15 protein-coding genes are annotated in these 16,282 nt (G+C 66.0%); 6 read left to right on the top strand and 9 right to left on the bottom strand.

The features are described 5' to 3' along the window. Nucleotides 1-106 precede the first annotated feature (106 nt). The 8 genes from leuS to QQS14_RS02565 form a co-directional block, all read right to left on the bottom strand. Entirely contained in the window at nt 107-2,608 is a 2,502-nt protein-coding gene (gene leuS, locus QQS14_RS02600; protein WP_285905338.1) for a leucine--tRNA ligase, read from the bottom strand. A 20-nt stretch (nt 2,609-2,628) separates the two neighbouring features. After that, entirely contained in the window at nt 2,629-3,102 is a 474-nt protein-coding gene (gene nusB / locus QQS14_RS02595) for a transcription antitermination factor NusB (protein ID WP_285905337.1), read from the bottom strand. 3 nt (nt 3,103-3,105) lie between these two features. After that, the gene (gene ribH, locus QQS14_RS02590; RefSeq protein WP_285905392.1) at nt 3,106-3,576 is read right to left on the bottom strand and encodes a 6,7-dimethyl-8-ribityllumazine synthase; all 471 of its coding nucleotides are present in this window, start codon (nt 3,574-3,576) and stop codon (nt 3,106-3,108) included. A gap of 195 nt (nt 3,577-3,771) precedes the next feature. Beyond that, nucleotides 3,772-4,992: a bifunctional 3,4-dihydroxy-2-butanone-4-phosphate synthase/GTP cyclohydrolase II gene (locus QQS14_RS02585; RefSeq protein WP_285905336.1), complete on the bottom strand. Its 1,221-nt coding sequence runs from the start codon at nt 4,990-4,992 to the stop codon at nt 3,772-3,774. A gap of 163 nt (nt 4,993-5,155) precedes the next feature. Continuing rightward, the gene (locus tag QQS14_RS02580) at nt 5,156-5,911 is read right to left on the bottom strand and encodes a glycosyltransferase family protein (RefSeq protein WP_285905335.1); all 756 of its coding nucleotides are present in this window, start codon (nt 5,909-5,911) and stop codon (nt 5,156-5,158) included. Nucleotides 5,912-6,082: 171 nt separating this feature from the next. Next, nucleotides 6,083-6,760 carry a riboflavin synthase gene (locus QQS14_RS02575; RefSeq protein WP_285905333.1) on the bottom strand — a complete coding sequence of 226 codons (678 nt, stop codon included), beginning with the start codon at nt 6,758-6,760 and terminating at the stop codon, nt 6,083-6,085. A 77-nt stretch (nt 6,761-6,837) separates the two neighbouring features. Continuing rightward, complete coding sequence (gene ribD, locus QQS14_RS02570) at nt 6,838-7,971, bottom strand: bifunctional diaminohydroxyphosphoribosylaminopyrimidine deaminase/5-amino-6-(5-phosphoribosylamino)uracil reductase RibD (RefSeq protein ID WP_285905332.1); 1,134 nt, start codon at nt 7,969-7,971, stop codon at nt 6,838-6,840. Beyond that, nucleotides 7,943-8,401 (bottom strand): deoxycytidylate deaminase, encoded by a 459-nt coding sequence (locus tag QQS14_RS02565; protein WP_285905331.1) that lies wholly within the window; start codon nt 8,399-8,401, stop codon nt 7,943-7,945. Before QQS14_RS02565 ends, ribD begins: the two co-directional genes overlap by 29 nt. Before the next feature lie 308 nt (nt 8,402-8,709). Between QQS14_RS02565 and QQS14_RS02560 the strand changes: the two genes are divergently transcribed. From QQS14_RS02560 to gltX, 6 genes are all read left to right on the top strand, one after another. Next, nucleotides 8,710-9,210 carry a Spy/CpxP family protein refolding chaperone gene (locus QQS14_RS02560; protein WP_285905330.1) on the top strand — a complete coding sequence of 167 codons (501 nt, stop codon included), beginning with the start codon at nt 8,710-8,712 and terminating at the stop codon, nt 9,208-9,210. A 251-nt stretch (nt 9,211-9,461) separates the two neighbouring features. Next, nucleotides 9,462-11,432: a two-component system sensor histidine kinase NtrB gene (locus tag QQS14_RS02555; RefSeq protein WP_285905329.1), complete on the top strand. Its 1,971-nt coding sequence runs from the start codon at nt 9,462-9,464 to the stop codon at nt 11,430-11,432. Further along, nucleotides 11,429-12,814 (top strand): sigma-54-dependent transcriptional regulator, encoded by a 1,386-nt coding sequence (locus tag QQS14_RS02550; protein WP_285905328.1) that lies wholly within the window; start codon nt 11,429-11,431, stop codon nt 12,812-12,814. Before QQS14_RS02555 ends, QQS14_RS02550 begins: the two co-directional genes overlap by 4 nt. 16 nt (nt 12,815-12,830) lie before the next feature. After that, nucleotides 12,831-13,484, top strand: a complete 654-nt coding sequence (locus QQS14_RS02545; RefSeq protein WP_285905327.1) for an MBL fold metallo-hydrolase — start codon at nt 12,831-12,833, stop codon at nt 13,482-13,484. 210 nt (nt 13,485-13,694) lie between these two features. Further along, a complete protein-coding gene (locus tag QQS14_RS02540; RefSeq protein ID WP_285905326.1) occupies nt 13,695-13,919 on the top strand; it encodes a NifU family protein in 225 nt (74 codons plus the stop codon). 78 nt (nt 13,920-13,997) lie between these two features. Continuing rightward, a complete protein-coding gene (gltX, locus tag QQS14_RS02535) occupies nt 13,998-15,395 on the top strand; it encodes a glutamate--tRNA ligase (RefSeq protein ID WP_285905325.1) in 1,398 nt (465 codons plus the stop codon). 158 nt (nt 15,396-15,553) lie between these two features. Here gltX and QQS14_RS02530 read toward each other — a convergent pair whose 3' ends face one another. Further along, nucleotides 15,554-16,279: a 4Fe-4S dicluster domain-containing protein gene (locus tag QQS14_RS02530; RefSeq protein WP_285905324.1), complete on the bottom strand. Its 726-nt coding sequence runs from the start codon at nt 16,277-16,279 to the stop codon at nt 15,554-15,556. Nucleotides 16,280-16,282 lie beyond the last annotated feature (3 nt).

The following is a 16,282-nucleotide window of genomic DNA, read 5'->3' as shown; positions in this document are numbered from 1 at the left end:
CAACTCCTTATGCCAATTTATGGGACATTCTTCACCACAAGGCAAAAAACAGCCGGGCGGATCTCACGATCCGCCCGGCCTTGCTACCTGATAGGAGTGGCGCGGCCTAGTTGGCCACGATGTTGACGAGCTTGTTGGGGATGACGATGACCTTGCGCACCGTGGCGCTTTCGAGGAATTTGGCCACGTTTTCGAGTTCGAGGGCGATCTTTTCCACCTCGGCGGCCGGGGCGTCGCTCGGGGCCTCGAACTTGCCGCGTACCTTGCCGTTGACCTGGACCACCATGGTCACCTGGTCCTTGATCAGGGCGGCCTCGTCAAAGGTCGGCCAGGGGCGGGTGGCCAGGGGCTCGGCGTGGCCCATGATGCGCCACAGCTCCTCGCACAGGTGCGGGGCCACGGGCGAGAGCAGGGTCACGGCCGTGGCAATGGCCGAGGAAAGCGCGGCCGGTTCGCTGTCGGCCAGTTCGTCCTTGAGGGCATACATCTCGTTGACCAGCTCCATGACTGCGGCGATGGCCGTGTTGAACTGGAACTCGTTCTCGATGTCGCGGGTGACGCGGCGCACGGTGTCGTGCTCCTTGAAGCGCAGCTGACGGGCGGCGTCGGACTGCGGCGCAGCGTGGGAGGTGGGGGTGGCGGCGTCGAGCCGGTCCTCAAGCTCCTCCACCAGCCGCCACAGACGGCTCAGGAAGCGGAACGCGCCCTCGATGCCCTGGTCCGACCACTCCAGTTCCTTGATCGGGGGCGAGGCAAAGAGGATGAACAGCCGGGTGGCGTCAGCGCCGTAGCGCTCGATCATGGAGTTGGGGTCCACTACATTGCCCTTGGATTTCGACATCTTGCCGCCATCCTTGAGCACCATGCCCTGGGTGAGCAGGTTGGCGAAGGGCTCGCTGGCCTGGACGAAGCCGAAGTCGCGCAGGGCCTTGGTGAAGAAGCGGGAATAGAGCAGGTGCAGGATGGCGTGCTCGATGCCGCCGATGTACTGGTCCACGTTCATCCAGTAGCCGGTGGCCTCCTGGCTGAAGGGGGTGTCCTCGTTGCGCGGGTCGCAGTACCGCAGGTAGTACCAGGAGGACTCGAAAAAGGTGTCAAAGGTATCGGTCTCGCGCCGGGCGGGCTTGCCACATGTCGGACAGTCGCAGTTGACGAATGACTCCATGTCCGGCAGGGGCGACTTGCCGTCGCTCCTGACCTGGGCGTCCTCGGGCAGGAGGATGGGCAGCTGGTCCTCGGGCACGGGCACCACGCCGCAGGCGTCGCAGTAGATGACCGGGATGGGCGCGCCCCAGAACCGCTGGCGCGAGACATTCCAATCGCGCAGCCGGTAGTTGACGGCCATCTTGCCCAGGCCGGAGGCGTCCAGGTGCTCGACGATGGCCTTTTTGGCCGATTCGTTGTCCATGCCGTCGAACTCGCCGGAGTTCACCAGGAAGCCGGGGTCGGTGTAGGCCTCGGTCAGGTCCGCCTCGGCCAGCACCTCGCCACGGGCGTGCAGACCGGCCGGGTTGATGACCGCCTTGAGGGGCAGGCCGTACTTGCGGGCGAACTCGAAATCGCGCTGGTCGTGGGCCGGGACAGCCATGACCGCGCCCGTGCCGTAGCCCATGAGCACGAAATTGGCCACATAGATGGGCATGAGCGCGCCGGTGACCGGGTTGACGCAGTATTTGCCGGTGAAGATGCCTTCCTTCTCCAGGTCGTCCGCGCCGCGCTTGATGCGGTCCATGTTGCGGATGCTGGCCACAAAGGCGTCGATTTCGCCCTTGTTTGGGGCGTCGGCGGTCAGGACGTCCACCAGGGGATGCTCGGCGGCCAGGGACATGAAGGTGGCCCCGAACAGGGTGTCGGGCCGGGTGGTGAAGACCGGGATGGTCTGGTCCGTGTCCTTGACCCGGAAGGTCAGCTCCGCGCCGTAGCTGCGGCCGATCCAGTTGCGCTGCATGGTCAGCACGCGCTCGGGCCAGCCGCCTTCGAGGCTGTCCAGGTCGGCCAGCAGTTCGTCCGCGTAGTCGGTAATGCGCAGGAACCACTGCTCCATGTCCTTCTGCTCCACCTCGGAGTCGCACCGCCAGCAGCGTCCATCCTCCACCTGCTCGTTGGCGAGCACGGTGTTGCAGTCCGGGCACCAGTTCTGGGGCGAGTGCCTGCGGTAGGCCAGCCCCTTTTCGAGAAATTTCAGGAAGAATTTCTGCTCCCACTTGTAGTATTCCGGGCGGCAGGACGCGATCTCGCGCCGCCAGTCGTAGGAGTAGCCGAGCCGCTGGAGCTGCTCGCGCATTTCGGCGATGTTCCGATAGGTCCATGTGGCGGGGTGGGTGTTGTTCTTGATGGCCGCGTTTTCGGCGGGCAGGCCGAAGGCGTCCCAGCCCATGGGGTGGAGCACGTTGAAGCCCTGCATGGACTTGAACCGGGCCACCACATCGCCGATGGAGTAGTTGCGCACGTGGCCCATGTGGATCTTGCCCGAGGGGTAGGGGAACATCTCAAGCACATAGTACTTGGGCCTGGCCGGATCGACCTCCACCTCGAAACAGCCGGATTCCTGCCAGATGCGCTGCCACTTGCGCTCGATCGCCTGGGGATCGTATTTGCCTAAGGCCATGATCGTCTTTCCTTGTGGAATTATTCTTTGCCCGTGTCTTGGGCCGGTCCCTTCATCTCGCTGCGGGCCGCGCCGTCGAGGATGCCGTTGACGAACCCGCGCGATTTCTCGTCGCCGAAGAGCTTGGAGAGTTCGATGGCCTCGTTGATGGCGGCCTTGACCGGGATGTCGGTGAACAGCATCTCGTAGAGGGAGAGGCGCAGGATGGACAGCTCGATGACCGCGATGCGGTCGAACTTCCAGTGCTGGGAGTGCTCGCCGATGACCGCGTCGATGCGGGCGCGGTTGGCCTCCACGCCCATGACGAGGCTGCGCGCGAACTCGCGCGCGGTATCGGACTCCTGCTCCTCGACCATGGGGTTGCGGTCAAAGGCGGTCGTGATGTCCACCGGGTTCTTTGGGTCGTCGAAGTGGACGCCGTAAAGCACCTGAAAGGCCAGGGTCCGTCCGACCCTGCGCACGCCGGGCCTGTTGCCCTTTTTCTTGCCGTGCATGGGCTAGAGCTGTTCCAGGACCCGGATGGTCTCGAGCATGGCCGAGGCGGCCTCGACACCCTTGTTGCCCGCCTTGCTCCCGGCCCGCTCGATGGCCTGATCCAGCGAATCGCAGGTGAGCAGGCCAAAGCCCATGGGCACGCCGGTCTCCATGCTGGCCTGGGCCACGCCCTTGGCGCACTCGTTGCAGACGTAGTCGAAGTGGGGGGTGGCCCCGCGGATGACCGCGCCGAGCACCACCACGCCGTGGTAGTTGCCGGAGCGGGCCAGTTTCTGGGCGGCCAGGGGCAGCTCAAAGGCGCCGGGCAGCCGCACCAGGGTCAGGTTTTCCTCGCTGCCGCCGTGGCGCACCAGATAATCGACCGCGCCGGAGATGAGCCGGTCCACGATGAAGTCGTTGAAGCGCGCGGCCACGATGGCCACCTTGAGGCCCTGGGCGTTGAGCTGTCCTTCGATGGTCTTCAGGGGCATGATGGAATCTCCCGTGTGAGACTGTTGAAAAACGGCGATCTGCGTCGTTGCTTCAAAAGTTCAAACCCTCGCGTACATGGAGTACGCTTCGGCCTTGAACTTTTTTCGCGCCTAGCATCTCACCATTTTTGAACAGCCTCCATATTATGACTCATTTCAACGGTCAGTTAAGATGAAATATGGTCAGCCCTACTATAGTTACGCTTTGTCGTCTTCGTCAACGTGGAGCATGTGGTGCAGCTTGTCGCGCTTGGTCTTGAGGTAGCTCCTGTTCATCTCGCAGGCGCCCACCTCGATGGGCACGCGCTCGACCACCTTGAGTCCGTAGCCTTCCAGGCCGACCATCTTCTTGGGATTGTTGGTCATCAGCCGCATGTTGGAGACGCCCAGCGCGCGCAGGATCTGCGCCCCGGTGCCGTATTCGCGCAGGTCCGGCGGGAAGCCGAGCTTCACGTTGGCCTCCACGGTGTCATACCCCTGGTCCTGGAGGTGGTAGGCCCTGATCTTGTTGCCAAGGCCGATGCCGCGGCCTTCCTGGCGCATGTAGACGAGTACGCCCTTGCCCGCGTTGTTGATCATGCACATGGCGTCCTGGAGCTGGGGGCCGCAGTCGCAGCGCATGGAGCCGAACACGTCGCCGGTCAGGCATTCGGAGTGGACGCGCACCAGGGTCGGGTCGTCCGGGGTGATGTCGCCCTTGTAGATGGCGATGTGCGTCTTGCCATCGGTCTCGGAGTAGAAGGCCGCGCTCTTGAAGTCGCCCCAGCGGGTGGGCAGGTTGGCCTCGGCCACCTTGGTCACCGAGAAGCCGCCGAACTTCATGCGGTAGGCGATGAGGTCGGCCACCGAGCAGATCTTGAGCCCGTGCTTCTTGGCGTAGATCTCAAGCTCGGGCATGCGGGCCATGGACCCGTCCTCGTTCATGATCTCGCAGATGACCGCAGCGGGTTTGAACCCGGCCAGCCGGGCGATGTCCGTGCCGCCCTCGGTCTGCCCGGCGCGCACCAGCACGCCGCCGTCCTTGGCCCGCAGGGGGAAGATGTGCCCCGGCGTGACGATGGAGTGCTCGTCGGCCCCGTCGGCCACGGCGGCCAGCACGGTGGTGGCGCGGTCCTTGGCCGAGATGCCGGTGGTCACGCCCTCGCGGGCCTCGATGGAGACCGTGAAGTTGGTGCCGAAACCGGACTCGTTCTTCTTGGCCATCAGCTCCAGGCCGAGATTGTCGGCCATCTCGTTGCTCAGGGGCAGGCAGATGAGCCCGCGGCCGTGGGTGGCCATGAAATTGATGATCTCAGGGGTGACCGCTTCGGCCGCGCAGACGAGATCGCCCTCGTTCTCGCGGTCCTCGTCGTCCACCATGATGACCATCTTGCCCTGGCGGATATCCTCGATGGCTTCTTCAAGCTTGCACAGTGCCATGTTCACAGTACCTCGTTGTTCATTTTCCGGCGCGCCCGGCCTCGCGGAACCACACTACTTACCGCAAATGACACCGCTGGGGAAGGGGAAAATTTCTAATGAAAAATCAGGGCTATGAGGCGGTTTGCCGATGCGGTGGGAGCCGGGGGGCCGCCCCGGGCCGTCAGGCCCGGGTGGCGCTGGTGGCGGGGCGAGGCTGATTCCCGGTCAGGCGGCAGAGGGTGTCGGGCAGGCTTGCCGGACAATCCCGCGCCCCGGCCAGCCTGTCGAGCAGGGCGGCCTGTCGGGGCGACAGGGCCGAGGCGTCGAGGCTGCGCCCGGCGTCGAACATGCCCACCACATCCTCGACCACGGTCTCGCTGTGGGCGTTGACGTGCCAGTCCAGGATGTTCATGAAGTCCGCGTCGTGGCGGTCGCGATAGCGCCAGCCGCCGCAGCGGGCCGTGACCAGCCTGCGCGAGACGCAGACGCACAGGGGGTCCACGTTGCCCGGACGGACCACGTCGCCTCCTGGCCGGGGCAGCTGTGGCGCGTCAAGGGTCAGCTGGGTGTCGATGCGGCCGATGATCAGCTCGGTGTTGAAGTGTTTCATGTACAGGCGCAGGGCCAGGGGCTTGAGGACGTTGTCGTCGTCGAGGTAGATGAGCTTGTCGCCCTGGGCCAGGTTGGTGAGCAGGGCGCGGATGCCGTTGCCGCCGTTGCGGTCGGCGGGCAGGTTGAACCCGTGCACGGCATAGGCCGAGGCCGGGCATTCGCCCCGGACTCCGTCAAAGCCGATAAGCATTTCCACCTGTCCCGTTTCCAGTCCGGCGAAGCGGGCGGCCCGTTCCACTGATTCCACGGCCTTGCGCAGCGCCCTGGGCCGGTTGCCCGCTGTGGGCGTGATGATCGAAAAGAGGATGTCGCCGTCCCTGGCCATGTCCCGCTCCCTTCCCGCGTCCATGCGGGGCTGATGGGCCGTGGGGCCCTGAATTGTCGAATGGCCGGATATACGGCCTTTCATCTAGCCGTATCGGCTCGCGGCTCCACGGGCTTTAGGGTCAGGGGGAGAAAAAAGGGAAAAGGCGGCAGGGGGTTGGCGGCGCGGTGCTCAGAAGCCGTGCTGGCGCAGGTATTCCATGGTGATGGCGGATTTTCCGCTGTCCGACGCACCGGTCGGGCTGTCGGTCCGCGAGTGGGTCCAGGGGGCGACCATGCGCTCCACATACTTGCCGATGATGTCGGTTTCCATGTTCACGCGCCGGCCCGGGGTCCACTCGGCGATGGTGGTGGCCTTCTGGGTTTCGGGGATGATGTTGACCTCAAGCCAGTCTGGGCCGCAGTCGTTGACCGTCAGGCTGATGCCGTCCAGGGCCACCGATCCCTTGGGGATGACATAGCGCCCCTGGTCGGCAGGGAAGGTCAGCCGGAAGATGCGCGACTCCCCGGCCGGGCGCACCCCTGCCACCTCGGCCAGGCAGTCCACATGGCCGGACACGATGTGCCCGCCGAAGCGGTCGCCCATGGCCATGGCCCGCTCCAGGTTGGCCTTTGACCCCACCTTGAGACCGCCCAGGCTGGTGACGGACAGGGTTTCGCGGCTGGCGTAGGCCGTGAACCAGCCGTCGCCAAAGGTCTCCACGGTCAGGCAGGTGCCGTTGACCGCGATGGATTCGCCCGCCTCGATGTCGGCGAGGGGAAAGAGGGCGCGGATGCGCAGCCGGGTCTCAGCGCCGCGCGCGTCTGCCGCCTCCACGCGGCCCATGCCCATGATCAGTCCCGTAAACATGGCGTCTCCTGCTTGATGCGTTGTCGTCTGCCATTATAACAGGCGGGCGGGGCAGTGTAAATCGTCGGCCCGCCTGTCTACCTGGGCCGCAGGGTGAGCATGACATCGTCGCCCGAGGGGCGCGCGTCGATGATGCGGAAGTTGGTGGCCTCTTGCATGGAGACCTCGCCGCGTCCGCCGTAGGCCGAGGGCGCGCAGTCGTCGCCCAGGATGCGCGGGGCCACGAAGTGGACGATCTCGTCGGCCAGCCCCTGGTCGATGCATTGCAGGGCCAGCCGCCCGCCGCCCTCGCACAGGGTGGTGTGGCAGCCCAGGTCGAAGCGCAGCCGCTCGAATCCCACCGCGAGGTTGAACCCGCCCGGCGGGCCGGGCAGGGGCCAGACACTGGTGCCCCGGCCGCGCAGCCTGTCCGCCTCGGCTCCATGGGCGCTCTCCCTGGTGGTCATGAAGATGGCCCGTTCCGGCCGGGTCCGGGTCAGGACATGGTCGTCCGGATGGACTGGCAGGCGCGAGGTGATGACCACGCCGTATGGCTGAACAAAATCCTCGGGCAGGTCCGGGGCGCGGCAGGTCAGGCTCGGGTCGTCGGCCCGGAAGGTGGTCCCGCCCACGATGACCGCGTCCACCCGGGCGCGCAGTTCGTGAACCCGGGCAAAGGATTCCGGGCAGGACACGGGCTCGGGCCTGCGCTGGCGCGAGGCGATCTTGCCGTCCAGGGTGGCGGCCATCTTGATGATGTTGAAGGTGGAGTGGGTGGTCTGCCAGACCAGGAAATCGGCGATGAGGTCGCGGCACAACTCTTCGAGCACGCCCACCTCGATCTCGATACCTGCGGCCGCGAGGCGCTCGACGCCCCCGGCGGCCACAGGATTGGGGTCGCGGGTGCCGACCACGACCCGGGCCACGCCCGCGTCGATGAGGGCCTGGGTGCAGGGCGGGGTCTTGCCGTGGTGGTTGCAGGGCTCCAGGGTGACGTACATGTCGGCCCCGCGCGGGTCGATTCCCCTGCTGCGGGCGTCCACCAGGCATTCGCGCTCGGCGTGCAGGCCGCCGTAGCGCATGTGCCAGCCCTCGGCCACGATGCGCTCGTCGCGCACCAGCACCGCGCCCACGCAGGGGTTGGGGGCCGCGGCCCCGCGCCCCAGCCGGGCCAGTTCCGCGGCCCGGGCCATGAAGGCGGCGTTAGCTGAAGTCGCCTTCCATGAACACATGCTTGACTCCGGCTTCGTCGAGCATCTGCTCGGAAAGCTCGTCGGGATAGCTCTGGGCGAAGTAGATGGTCTTCACCTCGCAGTTGATGAGCATCTTGGTGCACAGGATGCAGGGCTTGGTGGTGCAGTAGATGTCGCAGCCGGTCAGGTCCAGGTGGTGGGTGGCGGCCTGGATGATGACGTTCTGCTCGGCGTGCAGGCCCCGGCACAGCTCATGGCGCTCGCCCGAGGGGATGTTCAGCTTGTCGCGCAGGCAGCCCACCTCTTCGCAATGGGCGATGTTGGTGGGCACGCCGTTGTAGCCGGTGGCCAGGATGCGCTTGCCGCGCACGGCGATGGCCCCCACGGCGCGGCGGGTGCAGGTGGACCGCTGGGCCACCAGATGGGCGATGCGCATGAAATATTCGGGCCAGGGCAGTCTCTCGGGCATGGTTCCTCCACGGCTCGCTGCTTGGTCAGGCGAGGCAAGCTCCCCCTATCATGTCTCCTGCGGAAAGGAAATGATCATGTGTCCGACGGACCGCCCAGGGCTTGAAGGCGGCGCCGATGTGTGCAAGTTTTAGTGTGCCGAATGTGCAGTATGGTGCACTATTGGCGTGGTTGACCTGGGGAGACAGTTTTTATCAGTTTGAAATACAACAACAAACGTCATTGGCATGCGGTGTGCTACATGAGGGGCAGGCAGGCCGACCCCGGCTTCCCCCGATAAACACACCCCATCTCTTTGGAGGAATCATCATGACCAAGAGAAACATCACCACCACCGCCCTGGCGGCGATCCTTGTCCTGGCCCTGGCGTCCTGGGCCGTGGCCGGTCCAGGCTATGGTCGCGGCGGCTGCGGCGGCCCCGGCTTCAGCGGTCAGAATCCCTACGCCCAGCTCACCCCGGAGAAGCAGGCGGCCGTGGAGGCCATCTTTGACAAGTACCGCCCGCAGATGGAGCAGCTCCGCGACTCCCTGTGGACCAAGCACGCCACCATGCAGGCCATGATCAACGGCGGCAAGGCCGACGAGAAGAAGCTCGGTGCCCTGGTGGCCGAACTGCGCTCCCTGCGCGAGAAGATGGGCGAGCTGCGCGCCGACATGAACGACGAGTTGACCAAGGAGACCGGCATCGAGGCGCCCTTTGGCCGCAAGGGCCGTGGTTTCGGTCCGGGCTTCGGGCCTGACGGCTGCCCCGCCTTCGGCAAGGGCTACGGCAAGGGCTGCGGCCCCTGCGGTGAGCCGCGCCGCTCCTAAGGCACAGACATTTCCGAACACCGCGGAAAACAGGACGGGCGGGGCGGTCATTCATCGGGAATGCCGCTCCGTTTCCCGTGTGTCGGGGCATGAGCCCGGCGTGCCGCCTTCAGGGATGCCCTGCGCAGGCGGCTTGCGGTTTCTTCCGGCGCGGAATAATGGTACATCCGTGATCGGGCCGGACGGCTCCCCCCGCCCGATTCCGCCCCGCGACATCCCGGTCGCGGCACCAAGGGGACACAGGCGCGTTCATGGAAATCAATACCACAGGCAAAGAGAAAGGCCCTCTGGTGGCCCTGGTCCTGGCCCTCATCGTGCTGGGCCTGGGCAGCCTGTATCTGACGTGGCGATCCATCGCGCATCAGCGCGAGATCGTCGAGGGCCACATCATCATGACCGGTGGCTCCATCCTGCGCGGGGTGGACAACAACCTCTCGCGCATCGTCCGCTCCCTGCGCGTCAATCCCCAAGTGGCCCCCATCTTTCCCTCCATGGCCGAGGATCTGTTCACCGAGCTTTCCAAATCCGATGACATCGTCTTCATCGCCCTGTGCGACGCAGACGGCATGCCCCTGGCCTCTTCCGACAGGGAGACGGGCAGCCCCATCATCTCCCTGCCCGACATGGTCACCCGCGACCTGGAGCCCGGCCGGGCCTTCCACGCCATGGCCGAGATGAACAAGCGGGCCGTGCTCATCTCCGGCATCAGGGTCCGGGCAGACTCGGCCCTGCTCAGCCGGGGCGAGCCTGTGCCAATGCGCGACTCCGGCCGCAGCGGCGGGCGCGGCATGGCCCCAGGCATGATGGAGCAGGGCATGATGGGACCGGGCACGGGCCGTGATCTGGGCCTTGACGGTCCCCTCGACATCGACGTGGCCCCGGTTTACCTGCTGGTGGGCCTCAACGCCGAGAAGCATCTGGCCCAGTTCCGCCAGTATCGCAGAGCCGCCACCTATCAGACGGGCTATGTCTTCCTGGCGGCGGTGGGGCTGTGGTCCCTGGCCTTCGCCTACCTGAGACGGCGCGACGAGGGGCGCAAGCTGGTGCGCATGGAGCGCTTCCAGAGCAAACTCCTCGACAACATGCCCGATGGGCTGGTCACCCTGTCCGAGACCGGCGAGATCATGGCCGCCAACCACTCGGCCAAGCGGCTGCTCGCCCCGGCCGGGGAGGATGGCGCGCCCGAGATCCTCGGCGTGGACTGGGCCGACTTCCCCTTTGCCCGCGAGCCGGGCGGCAAGGCCGGGTCCGCGTCCTACAACTGGGAGCAGTTCGACTACCAGGGCCGTCGCCTGGAGATCCTTTCCCTTCCCTTCCAGGGCCTGGACGAGGACGCTGCGCCCGAGCTGGGCCAGCGGCTGGTGCTCATCCGCGACCGCACCCAGGTCCGCTCCCTGGAGGAGGACCTGAACGAGGCCAAGCGGCTGGCCGCCATCGGCTCCCTGGCTGCGGGCGTGGCCCACGAGGTGCGCAATCCCTTGAGCTCCCTGCGCGGCTTTGCCCAGCTCTTCGCGACCAAGCTCAAGGGCCAGCCCCCGCTGGATCAGTACGCGGCCACCATGGTCCAGGAGGCCGACCGCCTCAATCGCGTGGTCACTGACCTGCTCTATCTGGCCCGGCCCCGGCGGCTCGACCCCGAGGAAACGGACCTGATCGCCGTGGGCGAGTCCCTGCGCCAGCTCATGCGTTTCGACTTCAAGAGCAAGCGGGTCGAGCCGGAGTTCGACTTTGCCCAGCCCGTAGTCTATGCCGATCAGGACGCGCTGCGGCAGGTGCTGCTCAATCTCATCAGCAACAGCCTGGACGCCATCGACAACTGCGAGGACTGCGACAGGCCCGGCCTCATCCGGTTGACCAGCGAGCGGGTCGAGGGCGGGGTGTGCGTCCTGGTGGCTGACGACGGCCCGGGCATGGACCCGGACATTGCCGGCGACGTGTTCAAGCCCTTTGTCACCGGCAAGAAGACCGGCACGGGCCTGGGGCTGGCCATCGTCCAGAACATCATGCGCGCCCACCGGGGCCGGGCCGAGATGGAATCCCAGCCGGGCCTGGGCGTGACAGTGCGTCTCTTTTTCCCCGACGGACCGCCCGACGGCGAGCCCCATGGCGAACCCCATGGCGAGTCCGATTCCGAGCCCGGCCGGGCCGACGGCCCGGCATCACAAGGACATGACGGCCTCGTGCCCGGGCAGACCGGGGCGGGCCGTCGGGAGGATACATGACCGAAGAACGCGTGGTACTCGTGGTGGACGACGAGCCGGGACACCGGCTCATGGTCCGGGCCGTGCTTGAGGACGACGGCTGGACCGTGCTCGACGCCTCCTCGGGCGAGCGTGCCCTGACCGTGCTGGCCGAGGCCACCGAATCCGGCACCCTGCCCGATGTGGCCCTGGTGGACATGAAGATGCCCGGCATGGACGGCATGCAACTGCTCAAGGAGTTGCAGATGCGCCGTCAGGGAATGCCCGTGGTCCTGCTGACCGCCTTTGGCAGCGTGGGCAGCGCCGTGGACGCCATGAAGCGCGGGGCCTTCGACTACCTGACCAAGCCTGCGGACAACGAGGAGCTGACCGTGGTCCTGGGCAAGGCCTTCGAGTACCACAAGCTGGTGCGGGAGAACGTGCGCCTCAAGGCCGAGGTGGGCGGCGACCTCAAGTTCATCGGGGCCAGCCCCGGCGTCGAGCGGGTGCGCGACCTCATCGCCCAGGCCGGGCCGAGCGAGGCCACGGTGCTCATCCTGGGCCAGTCCGGCACGGGCAAGGAGTTGGTGGCCGAGGGGCTGCACCGGGCCAGCAACCGCGCCTCGCGCCCCCTGATCAAGGTCAACTGCGCGGCCCTGCCCGACGATCTGCTGGAGAGCGAGCTGTTCGGCTACGAAAAGGGCGCCTTTACCGGCGCGGTCAAGGACAAGCCCGGCCGCTTCCAACTGGCCGATGGCGGCACGCTGTTTCTCGACGAGATCGGCGAGATGCCGGGCGCGCTCCAGGCCAAGCTGCTGCGCGTGCTCCAGGAGAAGACCATCGAGCCGCTGGGCTCGGTCAAGACCGTCAAGGTGGACACCCGGATCATCGCGGCCACCAACCGCGACCTCAAGCGCGAGGTGGAGGCCGGGCGCTTCCGCGAAGACCTCTACTACCGGCTTGCGGTCCTCGAGATCCGCATCCCGCCCCTGTGCGAGCGCAAGGAGGACCTGCCGCTCCTTGTCAGCTTCCTCATGCGCAAGCTGGGCAACAAGAACAACAAGATCATCCGCACCGTGACCCCGGCCTTTCTCGACGCCCTGTCCGGCTACGACTGGCCCGGCAACGTGCGCGAGCTGGAGAACGTGCTGGAGCGCGCCCTGATCCTGTCGCGCTCCGACGCGCTGGGGCCGGATCTGCTGCCACCCCAGGTGGCTGGCGCGCGCGAGGCCGTGGTGGACATGGCCCCTGTCTACGGCCACGCCATGACCTCCCCCGCCTCGCTGGAGGAGGCGGAAAAACTCGCCATTTTGCGCGCCCTGGAGGAGAACGGCAACCACCGCGAGCGCACGGCCGACGCCCTGGGCATCAGCCGCCGCACCCTGCAATACAAGCTCAAGAAATTCGGCCTGACCCGCCGCTGATCCCAAGGCAGGAAGCGTGAGCACACTGACCGTCGAGACCTTCATACTCGGCCCGGACGAGACCAACTGCTACCTGCTCTCGGCAGGCGGCGAGGCCGTGGTCATCGACGCGGGCGTGGACCCCGCGCGGCTTGTGGCGCGCATCGAGGCACAGGAGCTGGCCCTGCGCGGGGTGTACCTGACCCATTTCCACATCGACCACGCGGGCGGGGCCGGGGAACTGCACCGGCGGTTTGGCGCGCCCGTCTTCGCCAGCCCCCACGACGATTTCCTCAAGGACATCTCCCTTGAGGCGGGCGGGGTGCGCGAGTTGGCAAAGTTCCTGGACTTCCCCTGCGAGCCGCTGGGGCCCGGGCGGCGCACCGTGCTCGGCCAGCCCATGGTGGTCCTCGATACCCCGGGCCACACCCCGGGCAGCCTGTCCTTCTTCTTTCCGGCCGCCGGGTCCGTCTTTGTGGGCGACCTGCTCTTCATGATCGCCGTGGGCCGCACCGACCTGCCGCGCGGCAGCGGGCCGGAACTCATCGGCTCCATCCGCTCGCGCATCTTCATCCTGCCCGACGACACCCGCGTCTACCCGGGCCACGGCCCCATGACCACCGTGATCCACGAAAAGGAAAACAACCCCCACTTCATCTTCCAGTCCGGGCGCGGCGGCCCGGTCAATTGACAGGGGGGGCTGAACCCCGTACTTGTGCCACCCATAACAGGCTGTTGAAAAATGCCCGATAGCTGCGTTGCTTCAAAAAGTTCAAATCCTCACGTACTGGAAGTACGCTTCGGTCTTGAACTTTTTTCGCGCCTTGCCCTCGAACATTTTTGAACAGCCTGAGAAAATGACTTTTTCAACAACTTGATAAACCCATACGGAGGGAACGCCATGCGCGAGAAAGTCATGAAGGTGCTCGACAAGGTCCGGCCCGCGCTCCAGGCTGACGGCGGCGACGTGGAGCTGGTGGACATCACGGAGGGCGGCATCGTCCAGGTGCGCATGACCGGAGCCTGCAAGGGGTGCCCCATGTCCCAGATGACGCTGCGAAACGGCATCGAGCGGATCATTCTCAAGGAAATCAAAGAGGTCAAGGCCGTCGAGGCCGTCGATTAGCCTTTGATTGGCCGTTGGGCCGCGCCCCTTGTCCGGGCGCCCTGTTGAAACGAGTTCACCTGCAAGGAGACCATGCCCATGGGCAAGATCGTATCCCGGTTCGCCCCGAGCCCCACGGGATTTCTGCATATCGGCGGCGCGCGCACCGCGCTCTTTTCCTGGCTCATCGCCCGCTCCCGCGGCGGCGAGTTCCGCCTGCGCATCGAGGACACCGACCGCGAGCGCTCCACAGACGAGGCCACCCGGGCCATCATCGACTCCATGAAGTGGCTCGGCCTGGACCATGACGGCGAGATCGTCCACCAGTCCGAGAGGGCCGACCGCCACAACGAGGTCATCGACCAGATGATCGCCTCGGGCCACGCCTATTACTGTCAATGCTCCAAGGAAGACGTGGACGCCATGCGCGAAAGGGCCATGGCCGAGGGCCGCAAGCCCAAGTATGACACCACCTGCCGCGAGCGCGGGCTGACCTCGGGCGCGGTCCGGCTCAAGGCGCCGCTTGAGGGAGCCACGGCCTTCAGGGACATGGTCAAGGGACCCATCGTGGTGGAGAACGCCGAGATGGACGACATGATCCTGCGCCGCAGCGACGGCACGCCCACCTACAACCTGGCCGTGGTGGTGGACGACCACGACATGGGCGTGACCACGGTCCTGCGCGGCGACGACCACGTCAACAACACCCCGCGCCAGATCCTCATCTATCAGGCCATGGGCTGGGACGTGCCCGAGTTCGGCCATGTGCCCATGATCCTCGGCCCGGACAAGAAAAAGCTCTCCAAGCGCCACGGCGCGCTCTCGGTCATGGAATACGAGAAGATGGGCTACCTGCCCGAGGCCGTGTGCAACTACCTGGCCCGGCTGGGCTGGTCCCACGGCGACCAGGAACTCTTCACCATGGACGAGATGCAGGCCCTCTTCAATCCCGACAATCTCGGCTCGTCGCCCTCGGTCTTTGACCTGACCAAGTTCGAGTGGGTCAATGGCCAGTACATGCAAAAGGCCGACCCTGACCGGCTGGCCGGGCTGCTCTGCGATTTCCTGGCCCGCGAGGTGGGGGCCGAGGAAGCCGCCAAAGTGGACCGGGCCACCTTCGCCAAGATCGCACCCCTGCTTCAGCCCCGGGCCAAGTCCGTGGTGGACATGCTTGAGCAGGCCCGGCCCTTCATCATGGACGCCAGCTTCCTTCACTACGACGAGGCGGCCGTGAGGAAATTCCTCACCGACGAGACCAAGCCCCTGCTCGAAGCCGTTGCCCGGCGCATGCAGGCGCTGCCCGAATTCAGCGAGGCTTCCCTTGAGGCCATGCACAAGGCGTTCATCGAGGAACGCGGCATCAAGTTCAAGGAGATCGCCCAGCCCATTCGCGTGGCCATCATGGGCACGACCCAGTCTCCGGGCCTCTTCGAGACCATGGCCGTGCTGGGCCGCGAACAGACCCTGGCCCGCCTGGAACGCGCCCTGGCCCTCTAGTCCGTCCACCCGCAAAGACATCGGATCGCCCCTGCCGGAATCTCTCCGGCAGGGGCGTTTTCTCGTCGGGCTGGCAAAGGAGGGCGGCCCGGGATCGCTCCCGGGCCGCAGGGTATAGGTCCGTGTTCCGCGCGGGCGGGCACGGCCAGGACGGTGCGTTACGAGGTCATGCGCTTGAAGGGCGAGCCGAGCTTGGCCAGGAACTGTTTCCTGGTCAGCGGCCCGGGCTTCACGCCCGAGGCGTCGGCCTCCATGTATTCGTAGTAGCTCTCGGGCGGGAAGGCCGCCAGATAGATCACCCGGACCATATCAGGATCGATGAGCATGGCCGTAGGATACTGCTTTCTGACTTCGGCCAGCCGCTTCTCGGCCAGTTCGAGCATGTCGTCCCTGTCGCCGAAGTTCATGGTGCCGGTGGGGCAGGACTGGACACAGGCCGGGAGCATGCCCGCCCTGACGCGGTCGATGCACATGTCGCACTTGACCACCACCCCGGTCTCCGGGTCCGTGCGCGGGATGTCGTAGGGGCAGCCCATGCGCAGGGAGTCGTCTTTTTCCTTGGCTGTCTGGTCCGTGTAGACCACCGCTCCGGTGGCCTCGTCGTGGATGATGGAGGCCGGATTCGCATTGACGTCGGCGCACGGCGGATCAATGCAGTGCCGACACTGTTCCGGGAAGAACAGCCAGCGCAGCATGCCGCCCGCCTCCACCTCGGAGAAACGGACCAGCCGTATTGTCTTGGACGAGAGGTCCCTGGGGTTCTGGTAGGAGCCCCAGTTGACCGTCTTCTCGGCCGGGAGTTTTTTCCATTGCTTGCAGGCGACCTGGCATCCCCGGCACGCCGTGCACAGGGTCAGATCGACAAAGAAGGTCTTACCACTCATAGC

Origin of the sequence: Pseudodesulfovibrio pelocollis (assembly GCF_030282845.1) — a bacterium.
In the GTDB taxonomy this organism is placed as follows: Bacteria; Desulfobacterota; Desulfovibrionia; order Desulfovibrionales; family Desulfovibrionaceae; genus Pseudodesulfovibrio; species Pseudodesulfovibrio pelocollis.
The sequence above is the reverse complement of the archived record's forward strand: the minus strand, read 5'-3'. Positions and strand labels throughout refer to the sequence as shown.